This window comes from Paenibacillus sp. FSL R7-0128 (assembly GCF_038002245.1).
GTDB lineage: Bacteria > Bacillota > Bacilli > Paenibacillales > Paenibacillaceae > Paenibacillus_AQ > Paenibacillus_AQ silagei.
The window spans coordinates 6,325,766-6,347,196 of sequence record NZ_JBBOCD010000001.1; the positions used below are offsets into that span (position 1 = coordinate 6,325,766).

Genomic DNA, 21,431 nt, shown 5'->3' on the forward strand with positions numbered 1-21,431 from the left:
CCTCCTTAAAGTTCACTTTTACACTAGAGGAAAATAACGGTTCCAGTTGCGGTCTACCCGCTTCGCAATATCCTCGCTCGGAGCCAGTTCCTCCGGGTATCCCGGCTTCATCCGGGCATCTATAATGATCGGCAGTGTATAGCTGACGCTGCCCCGGTGTACCCCGGCCGCCGAATAGATATCATCCGCCGGATTGAAGCGGGTGAATACGGTCCACAGGAAGGAGGTCTGCGTGCTTACCGCCTCTTCTGCCTGATCCACCAGCACAATCAGCGGCCAGGCGGTCTCCCTCTCCTTGAAGGCAGCCACCAGCCGCTCCGGCAGCTCCGGGTCCTCTTCATAGGATGCACCGGAAACGGCTAAACATCCTCCGCAATAAGGCACAGCGGCGGTGATTGATGGAAGCAGACCCTCTGTATAGGTCCGTGGCAGCTCACGGACCGGGCTGCCAATGCCCGCCATCACCGCCTTACTGCCATGATTCAGCTTACGTCCGGTATAATCCAGTGTATCCATGGAGGTATTGGCAAAGATCGTCAGATCCGATTGCGGATTGAAGCGCTCAAGCACAGTTTCCAGCAGCTTGGGGAAATCCGTTAGCTCCACCTGCACATTAGTCAACAGCAGGAATTTGGTTAAAGAGAGCTGACCTTCCCCTAAGATACGAAACGCTGACACCATATACTCACGGGGATAGCTCTCCCTAACGACCGCTGAGGTCAGTGAATGCGAACCGGATTCGGAGTAGGACCACAGCGCTTTGACCGAAGGGATCAGCAGAGGATAGGCTGGAGCGAGCAGCCGCTGCAAATAATCCTTCAGATAATAATCCTCCTGGCGCGGCTTGCCGGTGATGGTCGCCGGGTAGATGGCATCCTTGCGGTGCCACATCCGCTGAACATGCATGACCGGGAAATTATGCTGCATGGAATAGTAGCCGGACTGGCTGCCGTAAGGCCCTTCCGCTCTCCGCTCCAGCGGAGACACGCGTCCCCGGATGGAGAATTCCGCCTCAGCCGGAATCCGGTGCCCGCCCAAGGGGTCCTGCACCATGGGAAGCTTGCCGCCCAGCATCAGCGAAGCCAGCATCAGCTCCGGAATCCGTTCCGGCACCGGTGCCACTGCCGCTGCAATTAGGGCCGGCGGCCCGCCGATGAAGACAGACACCGGCAGGGTCTCGCCGAGAAGCTCTGCCTGCGAGTGATGGAAGCCGCCGCCCTTGTGAATCTGCCAGTGAATACCTGTGGTGCTGTCGTCATACATCTGAATCCGGTACAGTCCGAGATTATGATCCTTGGGGTTGGTGATATTCTCCGTATAGACCAGAGGAAGCGTGATGAATGCCCCGCCGTCCTTAGGCCAGGCCGTAATCCGGGGCAGCTCCTTCAGCGGATCACTGCTGCTGCAGACGCCGAGTACCGGAGCCTCTCCTTGCGGTATATTCTTGGTTCCTGCCCTCAGCAGCTCCAGCAGCACCGTCTTCTCCCGCCATAAGCCGGCGCCTGAAGGCGGAAACAGCTGGTCCATCGCCGTTGTCAGCGACTTCAGCAGCTGCTCCGGTCTTGTCCCAAAGGCCTTGTTGACGCGCTGAACTGTACCGAACAGGTTCGTAGCGACCGGGAACGGTGTTCCTTGCACGTTCGTGAACAGCAGTGCCGGGCCTTCCTCCTCCACCACCCGGCGGTGAATTTCGGCAAGCTCCAGATAAGGATCAACAGGGGTATCTATCACTGCCAGATCCTTATCCCTGCGGAGCTGCTCAATCCATTGTCGTAAATTACCGTATCGCACTATAGCGTTCCTCCTCAAACAGGACCTTATGCTTATCCCGTCCACCGTTGCCGTTTACTTATTACTTGCTGCCCCTGCCGGCTCCGCTTAACTGCCAGACCCTTACACTCATGTAGCACAGAACCCCGAAGAGTCCGGAGATCAGCACGATATGAGACAACGCAGCAAATATGTACAATCTTTCATTATTCAATGTGTATACTACTGCGGCTCCGCTGAATACCTGCATCAGGCATAACAGAACTGCCGCTACTCCCAGAGCCCTCAGCTCCGGCAGCTCCTTATGCTTCCAGAAGGCCAGATGCCCAAGTATAGCCGTCAGCAGGAACAGAATCGCCGCCGCCATCCGGTGAATGAATACAATCCCTACTCCGCCGCTCATCTCCGGAATCCATTGTCCGTTACACAGCGGCCAGCCGGAGCACCCGCCTTGGGAGCTGGTATGGCTTACGTAGGCGCCGATGTAGACCACGATATATGAATATACTGCAGTAACCCAGGTTAAGTTGCGGAAGGCTGGGCGGACTTTGGGACTTCCTGTGCTGAATTCCGCTCCTGGAGCGAATGTCCGTCTGGTCCCAAGCGCCAGCATCAGCGAACCGGCGAAGGCAATCAGCGAGAAGCCCATATGCAGGGCCATAACCGCAGCCGACTGCGATTTCACTACTGCAAGCGCTCCCATCCCGCCTTGAACGATGACGAAGATCAGGGTCAGCAGGGCATAGGCCAGCAGATCTCTGCGGTGCCTGGCATAACGCCAGAAGGCAACCATGGAAGCCAGGGACAGCAGGCCAGCCAGGCCGCTGAACAAGCGGTGGGTATATTCAATCAGAGAGCCGATGGTATAGGCCGGAATCAGCTTCCCGTGGCACAGCGGCCACTGATTTCCGCATTCCAGTCCCGAGCCGGTCTTAGTCACCACAACCCCGCCGAACAGCGCCATGAACATAATGAGACAGGTCAGATAGCTGAGCCATTTTAATTGATGTGTCGTCAATAGTATCACCCGTATTGTATTGGAATGAGTATGAAACATATAAATGCTTATATGATTAGAAAAAAAGCACCGCTTCTGCTCGGATAGGGCGAAAGCGGTGCTGCGGAATTACTTGTGAATGCTGAGATAAACGTCCAGCGCCGTATCAAGAAACTTCTCGATTTCCTCCCGGGACTTCCGGAGCTTGTTCACAAACCGGACCAGTTCCCGTCCATCGGTGTACGCGACAAAGCTTGGAATGCCCAGAATATTCTGTTCCTGGCTGACATCGCCTACGGCATCGACATCCACTTCGACTAGGGTAAGACGCTCTGCATATTTCTGTTCCACATCCGGCATGAACGGATCAATGAATTTGCAATCCACACACCAATCTGCCTTGAAGACTGCCACCGTCAGGCGCGGAGACTGAATTGCCACCTGGAACTGGGCAGGCGAGCTGATTTTGTCCATTTATTGACCATTCCCTTCTATCAGAAAGTTACACAAGAAGCTTGCTCTTTAAGTGAAGCAAAATGTACGGAATAAGTCAAACATCATTATTCACCGGCACGAACACGGGCGGGCTGCAATTTCATTAAAGGACCCAGCAGCTTGCGCAGCGGACGGGGATAACCGGCAATCTCCTGGCTGCTGAGTACACCCAGAATAATCAGGAGAACCAGATACACAATCACGACTGCCGCTCCAACCACCAGACAGGTGATCAGGAAGGCCAGACGGGCCGGCATCAGATCAGTCATCAACAGGCCTGCTTCATTCAGACCATAGCCGATGCCTGCCGAGGCCAGAACCGCAATGGAGAAGCCTCCCCAGCGTTTGCCGAGAATGGAGAAGGGTACGATTTTTTTGAGCATCCGCAGATTCAGCAGTGTAATGACAATGAAGCACAATGCCGTAGAGCCGATAATGCCGTAGATGCCGAACCACTGGCTGAACAGGAAATTGGAGCCAAACTTCACGAGGATACCAACAAGTACATAATACATCGATATCCGCGATTTGCCCATTCCAAGCAGGATCGAGTTCGTGGTCATCATCGTAATCTGGAAAATGGTACCCAGCGTCAGCATCGCCACAATGCCGCTTCCATCGAGTGTCTTGAACAAGAGGCCATTCACAGAATAAGCAGCCACGACCAGGGAGAGCACAACCGGTGTGCCGGTCAGAATGGACACCCGCATGGCAAGTGTGACCTGACGCTGCAGGTGCTGTTCATCTTTGCGGGCGAAGGCGGCAGATATAATCGGAATCAGCGATGCACTTAGGGCGATCGACAAGACCGGAGGAATCCCGGCCACGCTCTGTGCCCGGCTGCCGAAGATCCCCAGTGTCCACGTGGCTTCCTTCAAGCCGATTTGTCCGCTAAGCAGCGGCACAATAAAGGTAGTATCAATGAAGTTCACTACAGGCACCGTAACGGAAGACAATACAATCGGTATGGACAGCTTGAAAATATCCTTGTAAATCTTCAGCAGCGGGATACGGGCCTCACTCGATTCATATAATGCAACCTTCTCCTCGCTGCGGCGCAGCTTCATGGCATAATACAGCATCACGCCAAAGGCGCCGATACTGCCGAGCACACTCCCGAAGGATGCGCCTGCTGCCATCCAGGTGTTGCTGTAGCCCTGGCGCAGCAGAATGAAGGCAAGCAGAATGGCCGTGGATACCCGGGCAATCTGCTCAACAATCTGTGAGATGCCGCCGGCCATCATATTGTTACGCCCTTGGAAATACCCGCGCATCATCGCGATCGCGGGGAATAGCAGCAGCGCCGGGGCAATCGCCCGTATGGCCAATGTACTCTCGGGAACCTTGCTGGATTCCGCATAATAAGGAGCAGCTATGTAGAGCGCCACACTCATAAGCACACCAACCACAGCCGCAAAAATCAGCGCCGCCCGGTACACCTGCTGTGCTTCCTGCGGGCGGTTCAGCGCATAGCGCTCGGACACCATTTTACTAAGTGTGCTGGGAATTCCAGCTGTCGCCAGCGGCAGCAGCAGCAGATACACGTTGTTGGCTTGTGTAAACGCAGCGTTACCGACTTCATTGAATAAATGCTCCAGCGGCACCCGCTGGGCAAGCCCGAGGACACGGGCCACCAGTGCGGCTGCCGCCAGAATAAGCGTGCCTTTGACAAAGGATTCTTTCTTGGTGGACAAGCTGTTTCGCCTTCTTCACAATAAATTTAGTAACGCCCGATCCAGATAAAGAAGAGGACGATCATAGCAATCTGCAGAATAATCTTGACGACTGTGCTGCTGAACAGCCCCAGCAGAGCGCCGAAGCTGACCTTAACCGCTTTGCCGGCCTTCTCGCCAGCAATCAGCTCGCCGATGAAGGCACCTGCGAACGGGCCAATCAGCAGGCCAAATGCCGGAATCACAAACGGACCGGCAATCAGACCGATGGTGCTGCCGATCACCGAAGCGCGGGAGCCGCCGAACTTCTTGACGCCCCAGGCCCCGACCACGTAGTCGGCAACGAACAGAACGACAACGATCAGGGTCTGGGCAATCCAGAACCAGGGACCGAAGGAGTCGAAGGAAAAGAACCAGCCATATACAAAGAAAGCCAGGTAAATCGCAAGCGCCCCCGGCAGGATCGGATATACCGCCCCCGCCAGCCCGATTGCGAACAAAGCAATGATCAGAATCCAGCCCAGAATTGTCAATTCCCTCAACTCCTTAAGTTTAGATAGCTATCAATGGTGCGGGTCGTAACTGCGGTGAATGTTTGGCTTCCGGCCGCTGTTGTCACCAGATTTCTTGATTCAAACCGCTGTTAGCGGTGGAAATCCGGTGACTGCTGATGCTTCCGAAGCTAGCTTTCCTACGGAAAGCTTTCAGGCGGTCGCTACCGCTCCTACAGCTCAAACTTCCCCTCCGTTACTCCCACCTATATTGTTGTCTCTCAGTAATCTTAAGCTCGTTTCGACACTCTACCGGCCGAGGTTCCGGCCTCTGTCAGGATGTACTTCTGGATCACTTCCGCGATCCCGTCTTCATTATTCGTAGCTACTACCGCATCCGCTTCCTGCTTAACAGTTTCCTGCGCATTGCCCATAGCCACTCCGAAGCCGGACTGCTGGATCGCTGCCAGGTCGTTGAGGCTGTCGCCTACGGCAACAACCTGGGACATGTTAATGCCGAGCAGCTTGCATACTTCAAGTATGCCTGAAGCCTTATTGACGCCAAGCGGATTAATCTCCAGGTTGAACGGCGAGGAGTTGGTGATCTCCAGCCCGCCCAGCTCCTGCAGGCGCATCAGCAGCTTATGACGGATATCGTTATCCTCGGTGGAATAGCCGAATTTCAACCATTCCCTGCTGTCAATCTCCCCGTCCCAGCTATCCCGGTTGTACACTTCATCTACGGAGTAGGCCCAGAACCAGATATCGAATTCTTCAGCGATCTTGTGCATCTCCCGGACCAGTTCAACATCCATCAGGGACCGGCGATACAGCTCATGAGGCGCACGCCAGACTTCACTTCCGTTGACCATAATCATCGGAGTGTTCAAGCCAAGCTGTTCAGCATACGGCATCGCACTGCGCGAGGAGCGTCCGGTAGACAGGCAGACATGTACGCCGGCTTCCATCGCTTTTTTGATCCATTCCACCGTAAGCGGGGTAATCTTCTGTTCGTCGTTCAGTAGGGTTCCATCCATATCCAATGCTAGCAGGCGGTATTTGGCAGTCATTTGCCACCCCTCCATTCTTGGTTGCTCTTTCGTTTGAAGGCAACCGTATATTTGGTATTACGCAGATCCATCTCCTACTCGATTATAATATCATCAGTTTGTTGCAGGAGTATTATCGGCACTGTCACCGGAAGCAGCGCCGTCATTTGAGTTCGCTGTTTTCAGGCTTTTCTTAGGCACACCGTCCAGTCCGTACTCCCAATCATAAGCATCGAAAATTTTACGCGCAACCGGAGCGGCACTGTTGGAGCCGAAGCCGCCTTCCGGAATGACCACAGCCACCGCTAACTTAGGATTATTACGCGGGGCGAAGGCAATAAATACCCCGTTATCGCGTAATTGCCCTTTTCCCAGCTGCTGTGAGGTCCCTGTCTTACGGGCAAAATCATAAGGGAAATCTGCGAATGCGGAGACCTTACTGTTCATGCCCTTTTTAATCTCTCTCCAATAGGACTTGTCAAAGGTCGTCACTTCATCCAGCACCTCGCGCTCAAACTTCTTGACCACCTTGCCCGCTGAATCCGTAATCTTGCTGACAAGCTGCGGCTTAATCCGCACCCCTTCATTCGCAAGCGTCGAGGCATACTGGGCTAGCTGCAGCACCGTATAACGGCCCTGCTGTCCGAAGGAGGCATAGACCAGCGCGGCTTGCGCACTGCCCGCTGCCTTAGTATCTGTGTAGTTGATCTGTCCCAGGTATTCATTAGGCAGACCGCTCTGCGTAGATACGCCCAGGCCGAATTCTTTCATATACTTATCCCAGATATTAATGCCCTCACCCTTGTAATGCTCATAAAGCTTCTTACCGACCATATCCACCATGAACACGTTGGAGGAATCCTCAATCGCCTTAGCCGGACCCATCCGGCCGTATACGTGACCCGAGGAATTTCGGACAGAGGATTTATCATCCTTACCGAAATAAGCAATCCCTTTGTCAGTGTACGTAGAGGAGGTACTGAAGAAGCCTTCATTCAGACCAATCAGCACCGTCAGAGGCTTAATGGTGGAACCGAGCAGCACTGTGGAGCCGAATCCATGACCGGACAGGCCGGAAGAATACGGGGTGATCGTCCCGTTCTGGTAATTGCCCATGATCTTGTTCCAGGTATCTGAATCCAGCTTCTCCGCTGTCCAGACATTGGTATCGTAATCCGGCATACTGGCCATGGCCACAATATTGCCGGTATCGACCTCCATCGCCACGGCGTAGCCTGTCTTGGCGTCAGGATGAGTCTTACCCTGTACAGAGTTGCGGTGCAGCCAATTAATCTGTTCGGTGATGGCCTGCTCCGTCTTAAGCTGAACATTCTTGTCAATCGTCATCCAGATATCATTACCCTTGACAGGCGGCACTACCTCTTCCACCTTCTCGGCCATGTTCTGCGGATTCACCGAGATGACCTGATAGCCGTTCTTGCCGCGCAGCTCCCGCTGGTATTGCAGCTCCAGACCGTCGAAGCCGACGAATTCATCGTCTTTATAATTCAGGCCGGGATCTGCGCCGATCTTCTTCATCGCGCTCTGAATATTCTTGTAGATGTTGAGCGTGTTGGAGGATTTGAAGGGCTTGATATAGCCGACCGTCTGCACGGCAACGGTATCCTTGTCGTAATGACGCACGCCTTCTTCTACGATCTCCAGACCGGGGAACTCGCTTTTGTGCTCCATGAAATAGGCGATTTCCTTGGTGGTCAGACCGGATTTGATCTTGCGGGCCATATAGCCCGAATATTTCTTGAAATATAAATCCAGAGAATTAATCACTTCATTAACGGTCAGCTTCTCGCCGTTCGGGTCGCCATATTCGTCAAATTTCGCAACCAGATTATTCGCCAGCGCATACGCATTGGCTCTTGCCTCCGGCTTCAGCGAGCTGATCCCCGTCTCCTTGTCCACCGCCTTGGCTGTATATTCTTTCGTAAGCGTAACATACAGCGTTTGAACGGAGGTGGAGTAGGCAATTTGCTCGCCTGCAGCTGCGCGGATGCCTCCGCGGATGGAGGCGAGCGGGACACTTTTGGTATCCCGGCTGGTCTCTACCTCGGTCAGCGTCGGTCCTTCCACAAATTGAATAACTGCGAGGCGAATAATAATGACACAAAAAATAACAAACGTGCTGAAGAAAAACACGTTAAGCCGCAGGCCAAGCGAGCTCTTGCTGTCCTTCTCTTCCGGGGGGGAGGCCTGCTTTCGGAAAACACCCACAGTTTTTCACTCCTCTACATCAAAATAAACCGTTTAATCCACCCTTGACTCTGGCACATTCTTCTTAGGGACTCCATCCAGTCCATACTCCTGGTCATAGGCTTCAAAAATCCGGCGGGCTACCGGTGCGGCACTGTTCGCTCCAAAGCCGCCTTCCGGAATAATCACGGCCACCGCAAGCTTAGGATGCTCACGCGGAGCATAAGCAATGAACACCCCGTTGTCACGGATGGCCCCGAAGGCTTCCATCTCAGAGGTTCCTGTCTTGCGGGCGAAGTCATACGGGAATCCGTCAAACGCCTTAACCTTAGTATTCATCCCGCGCTTGATCTCCTTCCAGTAAGAAGGGTGAAACGAGATGCTGTCCAGGACTTCCCGTCCAAATTGCTTAACCGTCTTCCCATCGGGATCTGTAATCTTACTGACGAGCTGGGGCTTAATCCGCACGCCTTCATTCGCAAGTGTTGCCGTATACTGGGCAAGCTGCAGTGCGGTGTATTTCCCCTTCTGGCCGAAGGAGGCATAGACCAGCGCCGCTTGGGCAGAGCCTGCCTTCTTGGGATCAAGATAATCGGCAACCCCGGGACTTTCACCCGGAAGCCCGCTTTGCGTAGATACCCCAAGCCCGAATGCCTTCATATATTTATCCCATATGGCAATGCCTTCTCCCGGATACTTCTTGTACAGGGCATTACCGACCCACTCTACCATAAAAGCATTCGAGGATTCCTGAATCGCCTTCGCCGGACTAAGCGGGCCCAGGACATGGCCGGAGGAATTCCTCACGGAGGAGCTGTTATCTTTACCGAAATAACCAATTCCTTTATCCATGTAAGTATCACCGGTAGTGAATAAGCCTTCTTCCAGACCGATCAGGACGCTTAACGGCTTAATCGTGGAACCCAGGTAGATCAATGACTTCAGTCCGTTGCCGGAGATACCGGAGGAAATATCGGTAATCGTCCCGTTCTGATAATAGTCCTCAATTTTGGCCCACTCTTCTGGCGGTAGCCTCTCGGCATTCCAGACATTCGTATCATAGTCCGGCATATTCGCCATTGCCACTACATTGCCTGTATCGACTTCCATCGCAACGGCATAGCCGGTGAGCGCATCCTTATGAAGCTTCCCCTGTACAGGGTTGCGGTGCAGCCAGTTGAGCTGATCCATAATCGCCTGTTCTGTGCTCATCTGCACCTGCTTGTTAATCGTCATCCAGATATCGTTGCCCTTGACGGGCGGGACCAACGCAATAACCTCTTCGGCCATATTCTGGGCATTGACTGAGATCGTCTGATACCCGTTCTTCCCTCTAAGCTCGCGCTGGTATTGCTGTTCAAGACCATAGATGCCGACGAACTCATCTTCCCTGTAGCTAAGTCCCGGGTCCGCACCCGTTTGTTTCATGGCGCTGCGGATATTTTTGTATAAATTATATCCTGTTTCTGTAGAACGGAATTGCTTCATATAACCAACCGTTTGGACAGCCACCGTGTCCTTGTCATAATGGCGGATACTCTCCTCCACCACTGACACCCCGGGATAACGCTGCCTGTTCTCCATCAGATGGGCGACTTCCTTCATCGTAAGACCGGCCTTGATCTTGCGCGGTACATACCCCAGTGACTTCTTGTAATCAAGGTCCAGCAGTTGCAGGATATCCTCCTTGAGCAGCTTCTTCGCAGAGGGATCCCCATACTGTTCAAAAACGGATGACAGCCCCGCCACCAGCGCCTTCGTATTCTCCTTGGCTTCAGCGGTGGGTTCATATAAGCCGGTGTTCTTATTCTTGACCTTCGCGGTGTATTCTTGGGTTAACGTAACGAATAGCGACTGAATCGGTGTGGAATGGGCGATGTCTTCCCCGCCCGCCGCGTGAATAGTCCCCCGGATCGCCGCAAGCGGAACATCCTTGGTCTCCCGGCTGGCCTCCACCTCGCTAAGCTCGGGACTCTCTACAAACTGCAGTCCCGCAAGCCGGATCATAATGATCACAAAAATAAAAAAAGTGCCGAAGAAAAACAGATTTATGCGTAAGCTCAGGTAGTTGCGGGTCTCTCCATCACCCGGGCCGGAGCCCGGCTTACCGAACCATCTCACAGCAAGTCCTCTCCTTGTATGGTTTGCAGTACTGCTTATCCGTCAGATCACGGGCAAGAGCTAACAGTACCGTCCTTTGAAAAGACGGCACAGCCGTTTCCACTTGCCCGCTGTTATTGTACCATAGATACAAGAGCGTCCGCTTCCTTCTCAGAGGACGTTTTCCTTGATATGCGTGGAGTCGAAATCCCCCGGATTGAACCAGTTGCCGCTGCTGGCCCAGGTGGAATCGAGCGGAATCCAGGCTGCGCTGCTGCTGATATAGACCTCATTCCAGGCATGCGGGCCATAACCGCCTTGACCGTCATAGCCCTTGCCGGTGACGACACGCACCTGAAGACCTTGCGAGCGGGCCATCATGGCATAGAGCCGCGCGTAATCAATGCATACCCCAAGCCGTGTATCCATCGTATCCTGCGGGGTCTGCTCGTGCCAGATCCGTCTCTCTTCATAATTCTTCGCCTTGTTATAGTCGTAGGCAATACGCGAGCCTACCCAGTCATAGAGCAGCCTGGCCTTCTCTTCATCGCCGCTTGCTTGTCCGGCGATCTCTGCGGCTGCACCGGCAATATCCGCCGAAATATCATGGTCAATCACCTCATATTTACGACGGAGAATGTCACTCATCTCGGCGGCTACCGCCTTGGTCAGTACCGGAAGCTTGCCTCTGACCTGTTCACCGGCCAGCGGCTCAAATACCGCTTCCGCACTCTGGCTGTAGACCGGTGATGATTGCACATAGCGGCTGAAGCCGCTGTCCGGGTTCAGGGCGACACTGATGAACAGGACAAAGACCAGCACCATGGCCCGGGTAAGCCCTGCGGCGGTGCCAAGCACTGCCCCGACCAGCCGGCTGGCGCCTGTGATCCGCCCCGAACCCCTCCCGGACTGGCGCGGCAGGCGAAACGGCAGCAGCAGGAACAGCAGACCCAGCAGCAGACGAATCAAGGTATAGCACAGCAAGAGCAGCAACAGAAACCGCACTACCGGTGAATTCGCCAGTACAGAGGCACCGGTATAATATAGCTGCTGCCATTGGCTTAGCTTGTCCTCCGGCGGAGTAATGCCGGAAGCCCAGTTCCCGGCAGCAGGCGAGAGGTATACGGCTGCGGGAATCGCCATCACCAGCGAAGCTGCCGCAAGCACTCCTGATCCGAGCATGCCGAACAGCCCTCCGGCTGCTCTGCGGAAGCCCCGGCCCCAGCCCTGCAGTGCAGAGAAGAGGACGATCAGCAGCAGAACAATGGAGATGATATTGGCTTCACGAAGACTTTCTATCCAGGTATTCAATGAATCACTCCTCCTTCTGCTGCTGCAGGTAACCCTGAGCCCGCTGCACTATTACTTGCCCGCCTGCTTCCGGGCTTCGTCGATGAAGGTCTTGGTTGTATCCGTAACGCTCCACTTCCCGAGGCTGACTCCGCGGAAGACCACTTCCACCTTGTCCTCTGCAGCAGAGCCCTTCACCTCCAAATTAGGAGTAGTGATGGTGAAGGTGCCGTCACCGCCAGAGGTATAGACCGCCTCCTGCGCTTCTTTGAGCATAACCTCCTGCGCCTCATTCTTCAGCGTGCTGACTGTCCCGTCCGCCACTTTGTTAACGGCATTACCGATCTGATCCATGGTCACCCCGCTATAAATGAATAACCCCACCACAATAACGACGACGATAGCCCATTTCAGCATAGTCTTAACGATGTTAACGACTGCGAACAGCAGGACAAGCGCAATAACGATAACAAGCCAATTCTCTCTGATAAACTGTGACCACACTTCCGGATTCATCAATTTCACAACACCCCAATCGCAAATTTCGCCACTCCGGGACGCTGTCCCGTCAGACATTTCATTAATATTAATTATTATACATGAATGACCTTTATAATTCATGGTTGCCGGAATGCAGAACTGCATACAGAGGCTGGCCAAGAAAATGGTATAAGCCCCCGCTGCCGCACGTAAAGTACAAGTAGGCTGTTCCCTCTGCTGGAATCCGTTCCGTCATCAGCGGCTGGCCGCTAATCTGGAGGTGTTATCCGTGAAAACTGCAATGTGGCTGTACCTCTTCATGTTCCTGGCGTTCTTCGATTTACATGCCCAGTACCCTATCCTGACACCCTTTGCCATGTCCCTGGGAGCGGGCCCGGCCTTCATCGGCTGGATGATGGGGATGTATTCCCTGACCCACCTCCCGGGCAATCTGCTGGCCGGTGTACTTGTAGACCGCAACGGCAGCCGCCGCTATATCGTATTCGCCCTTACTGTAGCAGGTCTGATCCTGCTTCTGCAGGCGCATGCCCAGCTGCCCTGGCATCTACTCCTGCTGCGGGCAGCGAGCGGGTTCGCTCTGGCGTTCCTCTCCCCTGCCTGTATGACCCTCTTGGCCTCGCTCTCGTCTGACCCTGCGACCCAGGGTAAATACATGTCAGGCAACGGAATTATTCACACGCTAGCTTCGGTTGTCTCCCCTGCCGCCGGAGCCTTCATCGTCGCCAAAGCCGGTTACTCCGGCACGTTCAGTACATTGGGGTGGCTCCTGATCTTCACCGGTGTGATGGCCTTCTTCAGTGTGCCGAAGCATAATCCGGCCCTGGCCCTGCCGGGGCCAGTACTCCCGGTGAAGGAGAATCTGCCGTCTGGGGCGGCCGCTACCGGCCAGCCTGCTGTCTCCAGGCGTTACTATCTGCTGCCCTTCTTCGTATCCTGCTCCCAGGGCGTACTGTTCTTCGAGCTTCCGCTGTCACAAGGACAAGACGGGATGGTATCTACCGGAATTCTGCTCTCCCTGCTCAGCCTTGGAGCGCTGGCGACCCTCTGCCTGTTCTTCCTGAACCGCCTCTCGCCGGGCATCCGGATTGCCGCTGCCCTGCTGGGAATGGCTCTCTGCTTCTTCACCCTGGCTGCCTTCCGCAGCATCCCGGCCGGAGTGATTCTCTTCCTGCTCGGCTCTGCCAAAGGCGTGTTGTTCCCGGCTATGGCCTCCCTCTTCATCAGTCTGGGCGGCGCAGGACGGCTGGGCCGGACCTTCTCGCTGCAATCCATCGCCATGTCCCTCGGAGCCTTCGCCGGACCCGTCGCTGCCGGGCAGCTAAGGGAGTACGTGTCCCCGTACTTCATCGCCTTCGTGCTGCTGATGACAGCCCTTATGCTGCTGCCTCCGGGCAGATCCGGCCGTCTCTCTTCCTACGCTCCCGGCTGGAACAGCCCGGCCGCCTGAATGCGACATTTCCCGGGGAATGAATACATATTGTTCCGCCAAGCTGTTAAAAATAGCGCAGCTTAGGTACAATATCGTCATAACAACTAAGATCCGGGGGCTGATTGCATATGTCCATCACCATTATTGTCGAAGGCAAGAACGACCGCAGCAGACTGAGGCGGCTGCTTGAACCAGAGGTCGACATTCTGTGCACCTTCGGTACGCTGAATACCCTGAAGCTGGAATCCCTGCGGAATACCATCCGGGACGGGGAAGTCTACCTGTACATGGACAATGACAGCTCAGGCAAAAAAATCCGTGCAGTCCTGCGTGATGCCTTTCCCGATGCCATTCATATGTATACCCGCAAGGGTTATGCCGGCGTGGAAGGGACTCCGGATGAATATAACATCACCCAGCTGGAGAAGGCCGGACTTGAAGATTTCATTATTTACCCCCAGCCGTATCCGCAGGGTATAGAAGGATAATTCATCGCATGAAGCATATACATTCTTAACCTTTCACCACAAAACGAGGGTGTCCTGTGCAGCAGCTCCACTGCTCCACGGACACCCTCGTTTATTGCGTTCCTGTGCTATTCACGGGCCAGCTTCTTAACCGTTCTGGCCAGGAACTCCGGCGTTACTTTCTCCGTATCCCCGGCATCGTACAATCCCCGGAGCCGGTTGTTCTTGTCCACCAGGCCAATAAGGTTCGCGTGGGCGAAATCATCCTTGCTCGTGCCATAGATCAGCACCTTGAAGGACTCCGCTGCCAGCTTGCGTACCTGCTCCTGATCCCCCCGCAGGAAGTACCAGCCGTTATAATCGGCATGGAACTTGTCGGCGAAGGCCTTGATCGCTTCCCTTGTATCATTCTTCGGATCGAAAGATATCGAGACGAATTCAACGTCTTTGCCGAAGCTGCCGTCTTTAACCAATATATCCTGCGTCTCTGACAGCATATAGGTGGTAATCGGACACACATCGGGACAGACCGTGAAGAAGAAATAGACCAGCCTTGCTGTGCCTGCCGTATCCGCCAGACTGATCTGCTTCCCGTCCACATTCTCCAGAGAGAAGTCCTGTACCTGACCTATGACAGGCAGCTTCTTCTCACCGAACCCAAAGGATTGGACTGCCAGATAGCCAGCCATAATTATTGCAATCAGCAGCAGCAGCCAGGTCCACTTGTAGCGCTTCAAGGTCTGCACAGGACGCCCTCCCCCTCTATCCTAAGAATACTTACACGTGAATGGTATTCAGCACCAGGGCAATCAGACTTAAGGTCAGATAATTAATGGAGAAGAGGAAGCTTTTCTTCGCCCATACCTCATCATCCTTTGCCTTGAATCCGATTAGAGTTAAGTAGAGCCATGCCACCGACAGTCCCAGTGATACAATCAGATAATATATACCTGCATAATCATAGGCGTACATCAGCACAGGCACCGGTAGCAGCAATGCCACATAAGGAATCATCTGGAATTTGGTGCGGCGCGTCCCCTTCACAACCGGAAGGAGCGGAAATCCTGCTGCTCTGTATTCCTCCTTGCGGCGGATGCCAAGGGCCCAGAAATGGGGCGGCTGCCACAAAAAGAGCATTGCGAACAGCAGCCAGGCGCCGAGATCCACTGTTCCTGTAACAGCCACATAGCCGATGACAGGAGGCATGGCTCCCGAGATCGCACCTACCGAGGTGCTCCAGGTGGAGGTTCTTTTGAGCCAAAGGGTGTACACTACAACATATACGAACATGCCGACTATGCCGAATAATCCGGCTAGTACGCCGCAGAAGGCGAACAGCACGCCCAGCCCGGCAATGCCGAGCCCAATGCCATAGATAAGAACCGTTGTCGGCTTCAGCCTTCCTGTAGGCAGCCCGCGTTCCCGGGTCCGTTCCATCTTCATATCCAAATCGCGGTCAAAATAATTATTGAAGACACAGGCTGAAGCCATGACCAGCATGGTGCCGAGCAAAGTCAGAATCAGGCGGCCATACTGTACATCCCAGCCTGATGCCACCCAGTAGCCTGCGAATGCCGCAATCAGATTGGAGCGGATAATCCCGGGCTTTGTAACGGTAATAAAGTCGCGCCAGCTTGCACCTTCCGGTGGAGACTTGGCAGACATTGATGCGGAATCAGAAGAAGCTTGATATCTCAATTGATTGTCCACGTATCGGGTTCCTCCTTCTAGGGAACTTCTTACACTCCGCTATTAACTTTATCATAGCAAACTGGGAAAGACTTTGACAATCATTGACCAAGATGTTCATTAATTCGACAATTACGTGACGATATTTATTTTCCCGTCCTTAAATAACTTAGCCCAATAATGGGTAGTTATTAATAGAGAACTTCCGTACAAAGGAGATCTGACTAATGGATACTGCCACACATTTTGTTATGGGACTTGGACTTGCAGGTCTGTCCTTCGTCGATCCGCTCGTCGCTTCGAATGGAACGCTTGCCGGAGCGGTGATGGTAGCTACTGTACTGGCTTCTCAGGCACCGGATGCCGATACCGCCCTGCGTCTGAAGGATAACGCGGTATACATCCGCAATCACAGGGGGATCACCCATTCCCTGCCCTTCTTACTGCTGTGGCCGGCATTGATCACCGTGGTCATCGGGCCGTTGTTCGGCTTCACGGACCTGAGCACCTTAAGCCATATCGCACTCTGGAGCTTCATCGGCGTTGCCGTCCATGTATTCTCCGATCTGTTCAACACCTACGGGACTCAGGCCGCACGCCCGTTCACCGAGAAATGGATCGCCTGGAACATCATCCATATTTTCGATCCGTTTATCTTCGGCAGCCATGCAGCGGCGATTATTCTCTGGATCAGCGGACTGGTGCCGCCCGCTCCCCTGTTCATCACCTTGTATGCCTGCATCGTCTTGTACTACATCTGGCGGACCCTCGTTCATGCCCGCATTACCCGCAGCATCAAGAACAAGGATGTTCACCATAATGCAGGCGACCGTTACTATGTGATCCCAACCATTTCGCCAACGCGGTGGAATCTGGTCAAAGCTAAGCCGGACGGAAGCTACAATGTCGGGCTGCTGAACAGCGGACGGCTGGAATGGTTCAAGCATGCGGTGTGCTCCACTCACCCCGCTGTCGAGCGTTCCAAATCCCATCCGGATATTCAGGCCTTCCTGTACTTCACCTCGTACGCTGTCGCGGAGGTGGAGGAGCTGCCCTCTGGTTATATTGTACGCTGGGGAGATGTCCGTTATTTACACCGTAAGCAATTCCCGTTCGTGGCTGTGCTGGTAATGGACCATGAGTATAAAGCGCTGAATACTTATGTCGGCTGGCTGAGCAGCGAGAAGCTGGATGAGCGCTTCGCCGTTGATCCGGGAACCGTCAAGCTGTAGTATGATTTGCAAACGATAATCACCATGGAGAGGGTTGCCCCGGAAGCCAGGAAGGAAATGGCTGCCTTGGGCAACCCTCTTGACGTCCGGGACCGCATAAGTCACAATCAACAACAAGTGGAAAGGCTTTGCCGTCCTTTTAAAGGACGGTACCCTTTCAGCGAGAAATATAAAGACAATGCACAGTGTGAAACATTTACATTCTTATATTTCAAAAGCGCTTACAGGTCAAAGCCTATATACGCTCACTTTACGTAAAATCCCGGCATGCTGCGAGGCACACCGGGATTCACTTGTACATTATTTGAAGCAGAAAGGAAGGCTGGAACATATGGGTAAAGGTCTGTCACTGTGGTTCGCCTGCTCTTCAATTCTACTCCTCACAGCAGCTTCCATCTCGATCAGCTATAACATTTGGCTGGCGCTGCTGCTCGGCGCGCTGTGCGTGCTTAACATCGGCTGGGGCTTCATCGTCAAGGCCAGGCTGAGACGCAAGGCGGAGAGCAACCAGCCTACCCCTTAACTTAACGGGTAGGCAGGAAGCCCATCCGTTCCTTCACGCCCTCCAGGGTACGGGCGGCACTTATACGTGCACTTTCGGCACCCTGAGCCAGAATATCGCTGAGCATCCCTGAGCTGCGGATGTCCTGATATCTTTGCTGGATTGGCTCCAGCAGCGCTACGACCACTTCAGCCAGCTCTTTTTTGAAGCCGCCGTACATTTGGCCTTCATATTTGTCGGCAATCTGCTGCAGGCTCATTCCCGAGCACTCGGCATAGATGCTCATCAGATTGCTGATCTCCGGCTTAGCCGCCGGGTCGAAAATAACCTCACGGCCGGAATCCGTTGTGGCCCGGCTAATCTTTTTGCGGATTACATCAGGCGGGTCCAGGAGTCCGATTCTGCTGCCGGGGTTGGGATCGCTTTTGCTCATCTTCTTGGTGCCGTCATCCAGGGACATGATCCGCGCCCCGACCTCCGGAATGTAAGGCTCAGGGACGGTGAAGAAGTCACCGAACCGGTGATTGAAGCGTCCCGCCAGGTCACGTGTCAGCTCCAGATGCTGCTTCTGGTCTTCGCCTACCGGTACCAGATCCGCATTGTAGACCAGAATGTCGGCGGCCATCAGCGACGGATAGACGAACAGACCTGCGCCTACGGATTCTTTGCCGGCCGACTTATCCTTGAACTGTGTCATCCGTTCCAGCTCACCCATGGCAGTGAGCGTAGTCAGAATCCAGCCCAGCTCGGCATGCTGCGGCACATGGGACTGCATGTAGACATGCGCGATCGATGGATCAATGCCTGCTGCCAGATACAGCGCGGCTACCGATTCCGAATTCTCGCGCAGGGCTGCGGGGTCCTGGGCTACCGTAATGGCATGCAGATCGACCACCATGAAGTAACATTCGTATTCCTTTTGAAGCTTGACGAAATTCTTGATTGCCCCGATATAATTACCGAGTGTGAGTGAACCGCTGGGCTGTATGCCCGACAATACTTTTTTAGCCATCCTCTTATCCTCCATCATCATTAAAATTGTCCGCTGGTGCAAGGAACGCAAAAAGGCCCCACATCCGCAAGGGACGTGAGACCGTGGTACCACCCTTATTCGCTGCCTGGAGTCCCCGGAGGGATCTATGCAAACAGCCTTGGCTTCCGTTAACGGGGAAGAGACGGCCGGTCTACTTAGGGCTTCTGCAGCCTGTTCGAGCGCGGCGCTCAAGGGTCCATTCAGTCAGAGGTGCACCACCGGTTCACATCAGCCACCGGCTTTCTGGAGGTACAGTCCATGCTTACTTGTCCCTGTCATCGCATTACTTGTGTTAATTGATGCCTCCATCATAGATCGGCCTGGAGAAGTTGTCAAATCCCTAACCTCCGCCGGATAAATCTGGTATGATAAAGGTATTCGTGTGTATGTAATCCGATTACAGCTTATCAAAGGAGCATATCTCTTATGAAACAGGTGACCAAAGGGCAATGGAACGGTTATGATACGTATATTTTGCATAGCCGGGAACTGGAAGTCACGCTTCTGCCCAGGCTGGGTAATAACGTAATTTCATTATGGGACCGCACCATGGAGCGGCAGATCCTCCGTCAGCCTGAAGAAAGCGACTTGGCATCATATATGCAGAAGCCTTATCACTTCGGCCTTCCGCTTCTTGTGCCGCCTGGCCGCATACGCGGCGGAAGCTTCCTGTTCGACGGCACAAGCTACCAGTTCGACCGGAATGCGGGAGAACATCATATTCACGGGCTGCACCGCGCCCAGGCTTGGTGTGTCAGTGATATTGAGGAGGACGAGTTCGGCTGCGCGGTCACCACTGAGTTCATAACCACAGATGATCCGGAGTGGATCAGACAATTCCCTGAGCCGCTGAAGCTTGAAATGACCTTCCGGCTTCAGGATGACCGGCTGCAGCAGACGCTCAAGGTCACTCATCTCGGCAGCAAGCGTATTCCTTTTGGCGCAGGCTACCATACCTGGTTCATGCTTGACGGAACGCCGTCCCGCTGGAATGTAACCCTTCCTGCCGGAGCCGTCTGCGAGCTGAGTGAGGATCTCCTGCCTACCGGCCAGCTATTGCCGCTCGGAGAGCTTACGAGCCTGCATACCCGGCTGAATCTTCAAGGTGCGGACCTGGATACCGTCCTGCGTATAGCAGAGGGCCAGCCTGCCGAGGCCGTGCTGATGCGCGATGATGGATACGGGCTGCGTTACTCAGCCGATACTGACTTCTTCCGCCACTGGATTCTCTATACCAAAGGCGAGGCCGACCAGTTCCTGTGCATTGAACCGCTCACCTGGCTCCCGGATGCGCCTAATCTCCAGCAGGACGCCTCCGCTACCGGGCTGATCACGCTTGAACCCGGACAGACGCTGGTGCTGGGGGGCACCCTGCAGATGATCTACCCGGAACGATAAATTTCATAATAATTACCATCCTATAAAACTTCAACATCCGTGCATGAATTCTCCCTCCCGCGCTCATACTATCTTCACAACGGGCGAAGGAGGTGAGCACACATGGGTCAAGCAGGTCAACAAAGTCGTGGTAGCCGTTCTAACAACCTGGTCGTTCCTCAAGCGAATGCAGCGCTGCAGCAGTTGAAATATGAAGCAGCACAAGAGCTTGGAGTAACTATCCCGGCTGACGGTTATTATGGGAACTATACTTCCCGCGAAACAGGTTCTTTGGGAGGATATATCACCAAACGTCTGGTGCAACTGGCAGAGCAACAACTGTCCGGTCGTTCGTAATCGCTACCTTATCTTTACAAACCGTCTAAGCCGTGAGGCATAGACCGAGCAGCTTCACAGCCCTCCCGCGCTTCTCGTCGAAGCGCAGGGGGGCTTTTCTATATGTATATAGAATCAGCCGAAGGATTGATCCGAGACATCGCCGTGGCTGTTGCGCGGATAGCGGATCATCAGATTCGCCATATTGTAATTGGACTCCAGCGTGGCATCCACCACCACCATCCCCTGGCGTACAGCAAATTCATAGCTGATCTCTCCATGTGTCCACCGTTTTTTATATTTCAGGCTCTCCAGCGCCATGACGCGGAATGAGGATTGCTGGCCTGAAGTCAGCCCCTCCTGCCCGGCTGCGAAGCTTCCGCTGCGTCCGGCGAGCGGATTGTGGCGGACCCCGAACTTGCCGATGATATTATTCCTGATCTGTACAAATACGGTCCCTGAATTCAGTCCTGACAATTCCTCCTGCAGCTCATGAAATACCAGATCCATCTGTCTTGCAAGCGATAATTGTTCCGTCCTCACATGCATTTCCTCCTAAAAGTCTTGTGGGTGATGCAGCCTCATGGCTCTGCCTCACACAACACTTGCTTCGTAAGCAGTTGTTTGAATTTTGTGGGTCTAGCAGCGCTTATATAAGGCTTTAGGCTCATTATAGGATACTAATTAAACACGCACAACATTATTCAACATAATTGGGTTATAATCCCTATAAATGCGCAAATTATTTAGTATTAATAGCAATATACAAACTTTTGTCGCCATTTATCGACA

20 protein-coding genes are annotated in these 21,431 nt (G+C 53.8%); 6 read left to right on the forward strand and 14 right to left on the reverse strand.

From position 1 onward, the window contains the following. Positions 1–18: 18 nt before the first annotated feature. The 10 genes from NST26_RS26755 to NST26_RS26800 form a co-directional block, all read right to left on the reverse strand. On the reverse strand, positions 19–1,791 hold the full coding sequence (locus tag NST26_RS26755) for a UbiD family decarboxylase (protein WP_340950408.1): 1,773 nt from the start codon (positions 1,789–1,791) through the stop codon (positions 19–21). A gap of 61 nt (positions 1,792–1,852) precedes the next feature. Beyond that, complete coding sequence (locus tag NST26_RS26760) at positions 1,853–2,788, reverse strand: COX15/CtaA family protein (protein WP_340950407.1); 936 nt, start codon at positions 2,786–2,788, stop codon at positions 1,853–1,855. 108 nt (positions 2,789–2,896) lie between these two features. Beyond that, positions 2,897–3,241, reverse strand: coding sequence for a thioredoxin family protein (locus tag NST26_RS26765; RefSeq protein WP_036722030.1), 345 nt, complete (start codon positions 3,239–3,241; stop codon positions 2,897–2,899). Between the two features lie 86 nt (positions 3,242–3,327). Further along, positions 3,328–4,956, reverse strand: coding sequence for a putative polysaccharide biosynthesis protein (locus NST26_RS26770; protein ID WP_209875896.1), 1,629 nt, complete (start codon positions 4,954–4,956; stop codon positions 3,328–3,330). A 26-nt stretch (positions 4,957–4,982) separates the two neighbouring features. Continuing rightward, positions 4,983–5,468 carry a DUF456 domain-containing protein gene (locus NST26_RS26775; protein WP_340950406.1) on the reverse strand — a complete coding sequence of 162 codons (486 nt, stop codon included), beginning with the start codon at positions 5,466–5,468 and terminating at the stop codon, positions 4,983–4,985. Positions 5,469–5,716: 248 nt separating this feature from the next. Continuing rightward, the gene (locus tag NST26_RS26780) at positions 5,717–6,496 is read right to left on the reverse strand and encodes a Cof-type HAD-IIB family hydrolase (protein ID WP_036722039.1); all 780 of its coding nucleotides are present in this window, start codon (positions 6,494–6,496) and stop codon (positions 5,717–5,719) included. Positions 6,497–6,589: 93 nt separating this feature from the next. Next, positions 6,590–8,704 (reverse strand): peptidoglycan D,D-transpeptidase FtsI family protein, encoded by a 2,115-nt coding sequence (locus tag NST26_RS26785; RefSeq protein WP_340950403.1) that lies wholly within the window; start codon positions 8,702–8,704, stop codon positions 6,590–6,592. Between the two features lie 33 nt (positions 8,705–8,737). Then, a complete protein-coding gene (locus tag NST26_RS26790; protein WP_340950401.1) occupies positions 8,738–10,804 on the reverse strand; it encodes a peptidoglycan D,D-transpeptidase FtsI family protein in 2,067 nt (688 codons plus the stop codon). A gap of 150 nt (positions 10,805–10,954) precedes the next feature. Then, positions 10,955–12,094, reverse strand: a complete 1,140-nt coding sequence (locus tag NST26_RS26795; protein WP_340950399.1) for a transglutaminase domain-containing protein — start codon at positions 12,092–12,094, stop codon at positions 10,955–10,957. A 51-nt stretch (positions 12,095–12,145) separates the two neighbouring features. Then, positions 12,146–12,589 carry a hypothetical protein gene (locus NST26_RS26800; protein WP_036722049.1) on the reverse strand — a complete coding sequence of 148 codons (444 nt, stop codon included), beginning with the start codon at positions 12,587–12,589 and terminating at the stop codon, positions 12,146–12,148. A 253-nt stretch (positions 12,590–12,842) separates the two neighbouring features. On the opposite strand from NST26_RS26800, the gene NST26_RS26805 reads away from it, so the two are divergent. Both NST26_RS26805 and NST26_RS26810 read left to right on the forward strand, forming a co-directional pair. Beyond that, on the forward strand, positions 12,843–14,021 hold the full coding sequence (locus tag NST26_RS26805) for an MFS transporter (RefSeq protein ID WP_340950397.1): 1,179 nt from the start codon (positions 12,843–12,845) through the stop codon (positions 14,019–14,021). Positions 14,022–14,131: 110 nt separating this feature from the next. Beyond that, complete coding sequence (locus tag NST26_RS26810; RefSeq protein WP_036722053.1) at positions 14,132–14,491, forward strand: DNA primase; 360 nt, start codon at positions 14,132–14,134, stop codon at positions 14,489–14,491. A gap of 107 nt (positions 14,492–14,598) precedes the next feature. Here the strand turns inward: NST26_RS26810 and NST26_RS26815 are convergent, their stop codons facing one another. Both NST26_RS26815 and cyoE read right to left on the reverse strand, forming a co-directional pair. Then, on the reverse strand, positions 14,599–15,216 hold the full coding sequence (locus tag NST26_RS26815) for an SCO family protein (protein WP_340950396.1): 618 nt from the start codon (positions 15,214–15,216) through the stop codon (positions 14,599–14,601). Positions 15,217–15,247: 31 nt separating this feature from the next. Continuing rightward, positions 15,248–16,180 carry a heme o synthase gene (gene cyoE / locus NST26_RS26820; RefSeq protein ID WP_036722057.1) on the reverse strand — a complete coding sequence of 311 codons (933 nt, stop codon included), beginning with the start codon at positions 16,178–16,180 and terminating at the stop codon, positions 15,248–15,250. A 206-nt stretch (positions 16,181–16,386) separates the two neighbouring features. Between cyoE and NST26_RS26825 the strand changes: the two genes are divergently transcribed. Then, entirely contained in the window at positions 16,387–17,391 is a 1,005-nt protein-coding gene (locus NST26_RS26825) for a metal-dependent hydrolase (protein WP_340950394.1), read from the forward strand. Between the two features lie 331 nt (positions 17,392–17,722). Then, a complete protein-coding gene (locus NST26_RS26830; protein ID WP_036701722.1) occupies positions 17,723–17,914 on the forward strand; it encodes a hypothetical protein in 192 nt (63 codons plus the stop codon). A gap of 1 nt (position 17,915) precedes the next feature. Here the strand turns inward: NST26_RS26830 and trpS are convergent, their stop codons facing one another. Next, a complete protein-coding gene (gene trpS / locus NST26_RS26835; protein ID WP_036722062.1) occupies positions 17,916–18,905 on the reverse strand; it encodes a tryptophan--tRNA ligase in 990 nt (329 codons plus the stop codon). A gap of 447 nt (positions 18,906–19,352) precedes the next feature. On the opposite strand from trpS, the gene NST26_RS26840 reads away from it, so the two are divergent. Both NST26_RS26840 and NST26_RS26845 read left to right on the forward strand, forming a co-directional pair. After that, entirely contained in the window at positions 19,353–20,324 is a 972-nt protein-coding gene (locus NST26_RS26840) for an aldose 1-epimerase (protein WP_340950393.1), read from the forward strand. A gap of 102 nt (positions 20,325–20,426) precedes the next feature. After that, the gene (locus NST26_RS26845) at positions 20,427–20,660 is read left to right on the forward strand and encodes an alpha/beta-type small acid-soluble spore protein (RefSeq protein ID WP_036701727.1); all 234 of its coding nucleotides are present in this window, start codon (positions 20,427–20,429) and stop codon (positions 20,658–20,660) included. Between the two features lie 114 nt (positions 20,661–20,774). On the opposite strand, the gene NST26_RS26850 is transcribed toward NST26_RS26845, so the two are convergent. Continuing rightward, complete coding sequence (locus NST26_RS26850) at positions 20,775–21,149, reverse strand: O-methyltransferase (protein ID WP_340827879.1); 375 nt, start codon at positions 21,147–21,149, stop codon at positions 20,775–20,777. Positions 21,150–21,431 lie beyond the last annotated feature (282 nt).

Bases quoted from the DNA above. Each gene is read 5' to 3' on its own strand.
- NST26_RS26765 (WP_036722030.1), bottom strand. From the start codon at position 3,241: ATGGACAAAATCAGCTCGCCTGCCCAGTTCCAGGTGGCAATTCAGTCT.
- NST26_RS26780 (WP_036722039.1), bottom strand. From the start codon at position 6,496: ATGACTGCCAAATACCGCCTGCTAGCATTGGATATGGATGGAACCCTA.
- NST26_RS26800 (WP_036722049.1), bottom strand. From the start codon at position 12,589: ATGAATCCGGAAGTGTGGTCACAGTTTATCAGAGAGAATTGGCTTGTT.
- NST26_RS26810 (WP_036722053.1), top strand. From the start codon at position 14,132: ATGTCCATCACCATTATTGTCGAAGGCAAGAACGACCGCAGCAGACTG.
- NST26_RS26825 (WP_340950394.1), top strand. From the start codon at position 16,387: ATGGATACTGCCACACATTTTGTTATGGGACTTGGACTTGCAGGTCTG.
- NST26_RS26830 (WP_036701722.1), top strand. From the start codon at position 17,723: ATGGGTAAAGGTCTGTCACTGTGGTTCGCCTGCTCTTCAATTCTACTC.
- trpS (WP_036722062.1), bottom strand. From the start codon at position 18,905: ATGGCTAAAAAAGTATTGTCGGGCATACAGCCCAGCGGTTCACTCACA.
- NST26_RS26840 (WP_340950393.1), top strand. From the start codon at position 19,353: ATGAAACAGGTGACCAAAGGGCAATGGAACGGTTATGATACGTATATT.
- NST26_RS26845 (WP_036701727.1), top strand. From the start codon at position 20,427: ATGGGTCAAGCAGGTCAACAAAGTCGTGGTAGCCGTTCTAACAACCTG.
- NST26_RS26850 (WP_340827879.1), bottom strand. From the start codon at position 21,149: ATGGATCTGGTATTTCATGAGCTGCAGGAGGAATTGTCAGGACTGAAT.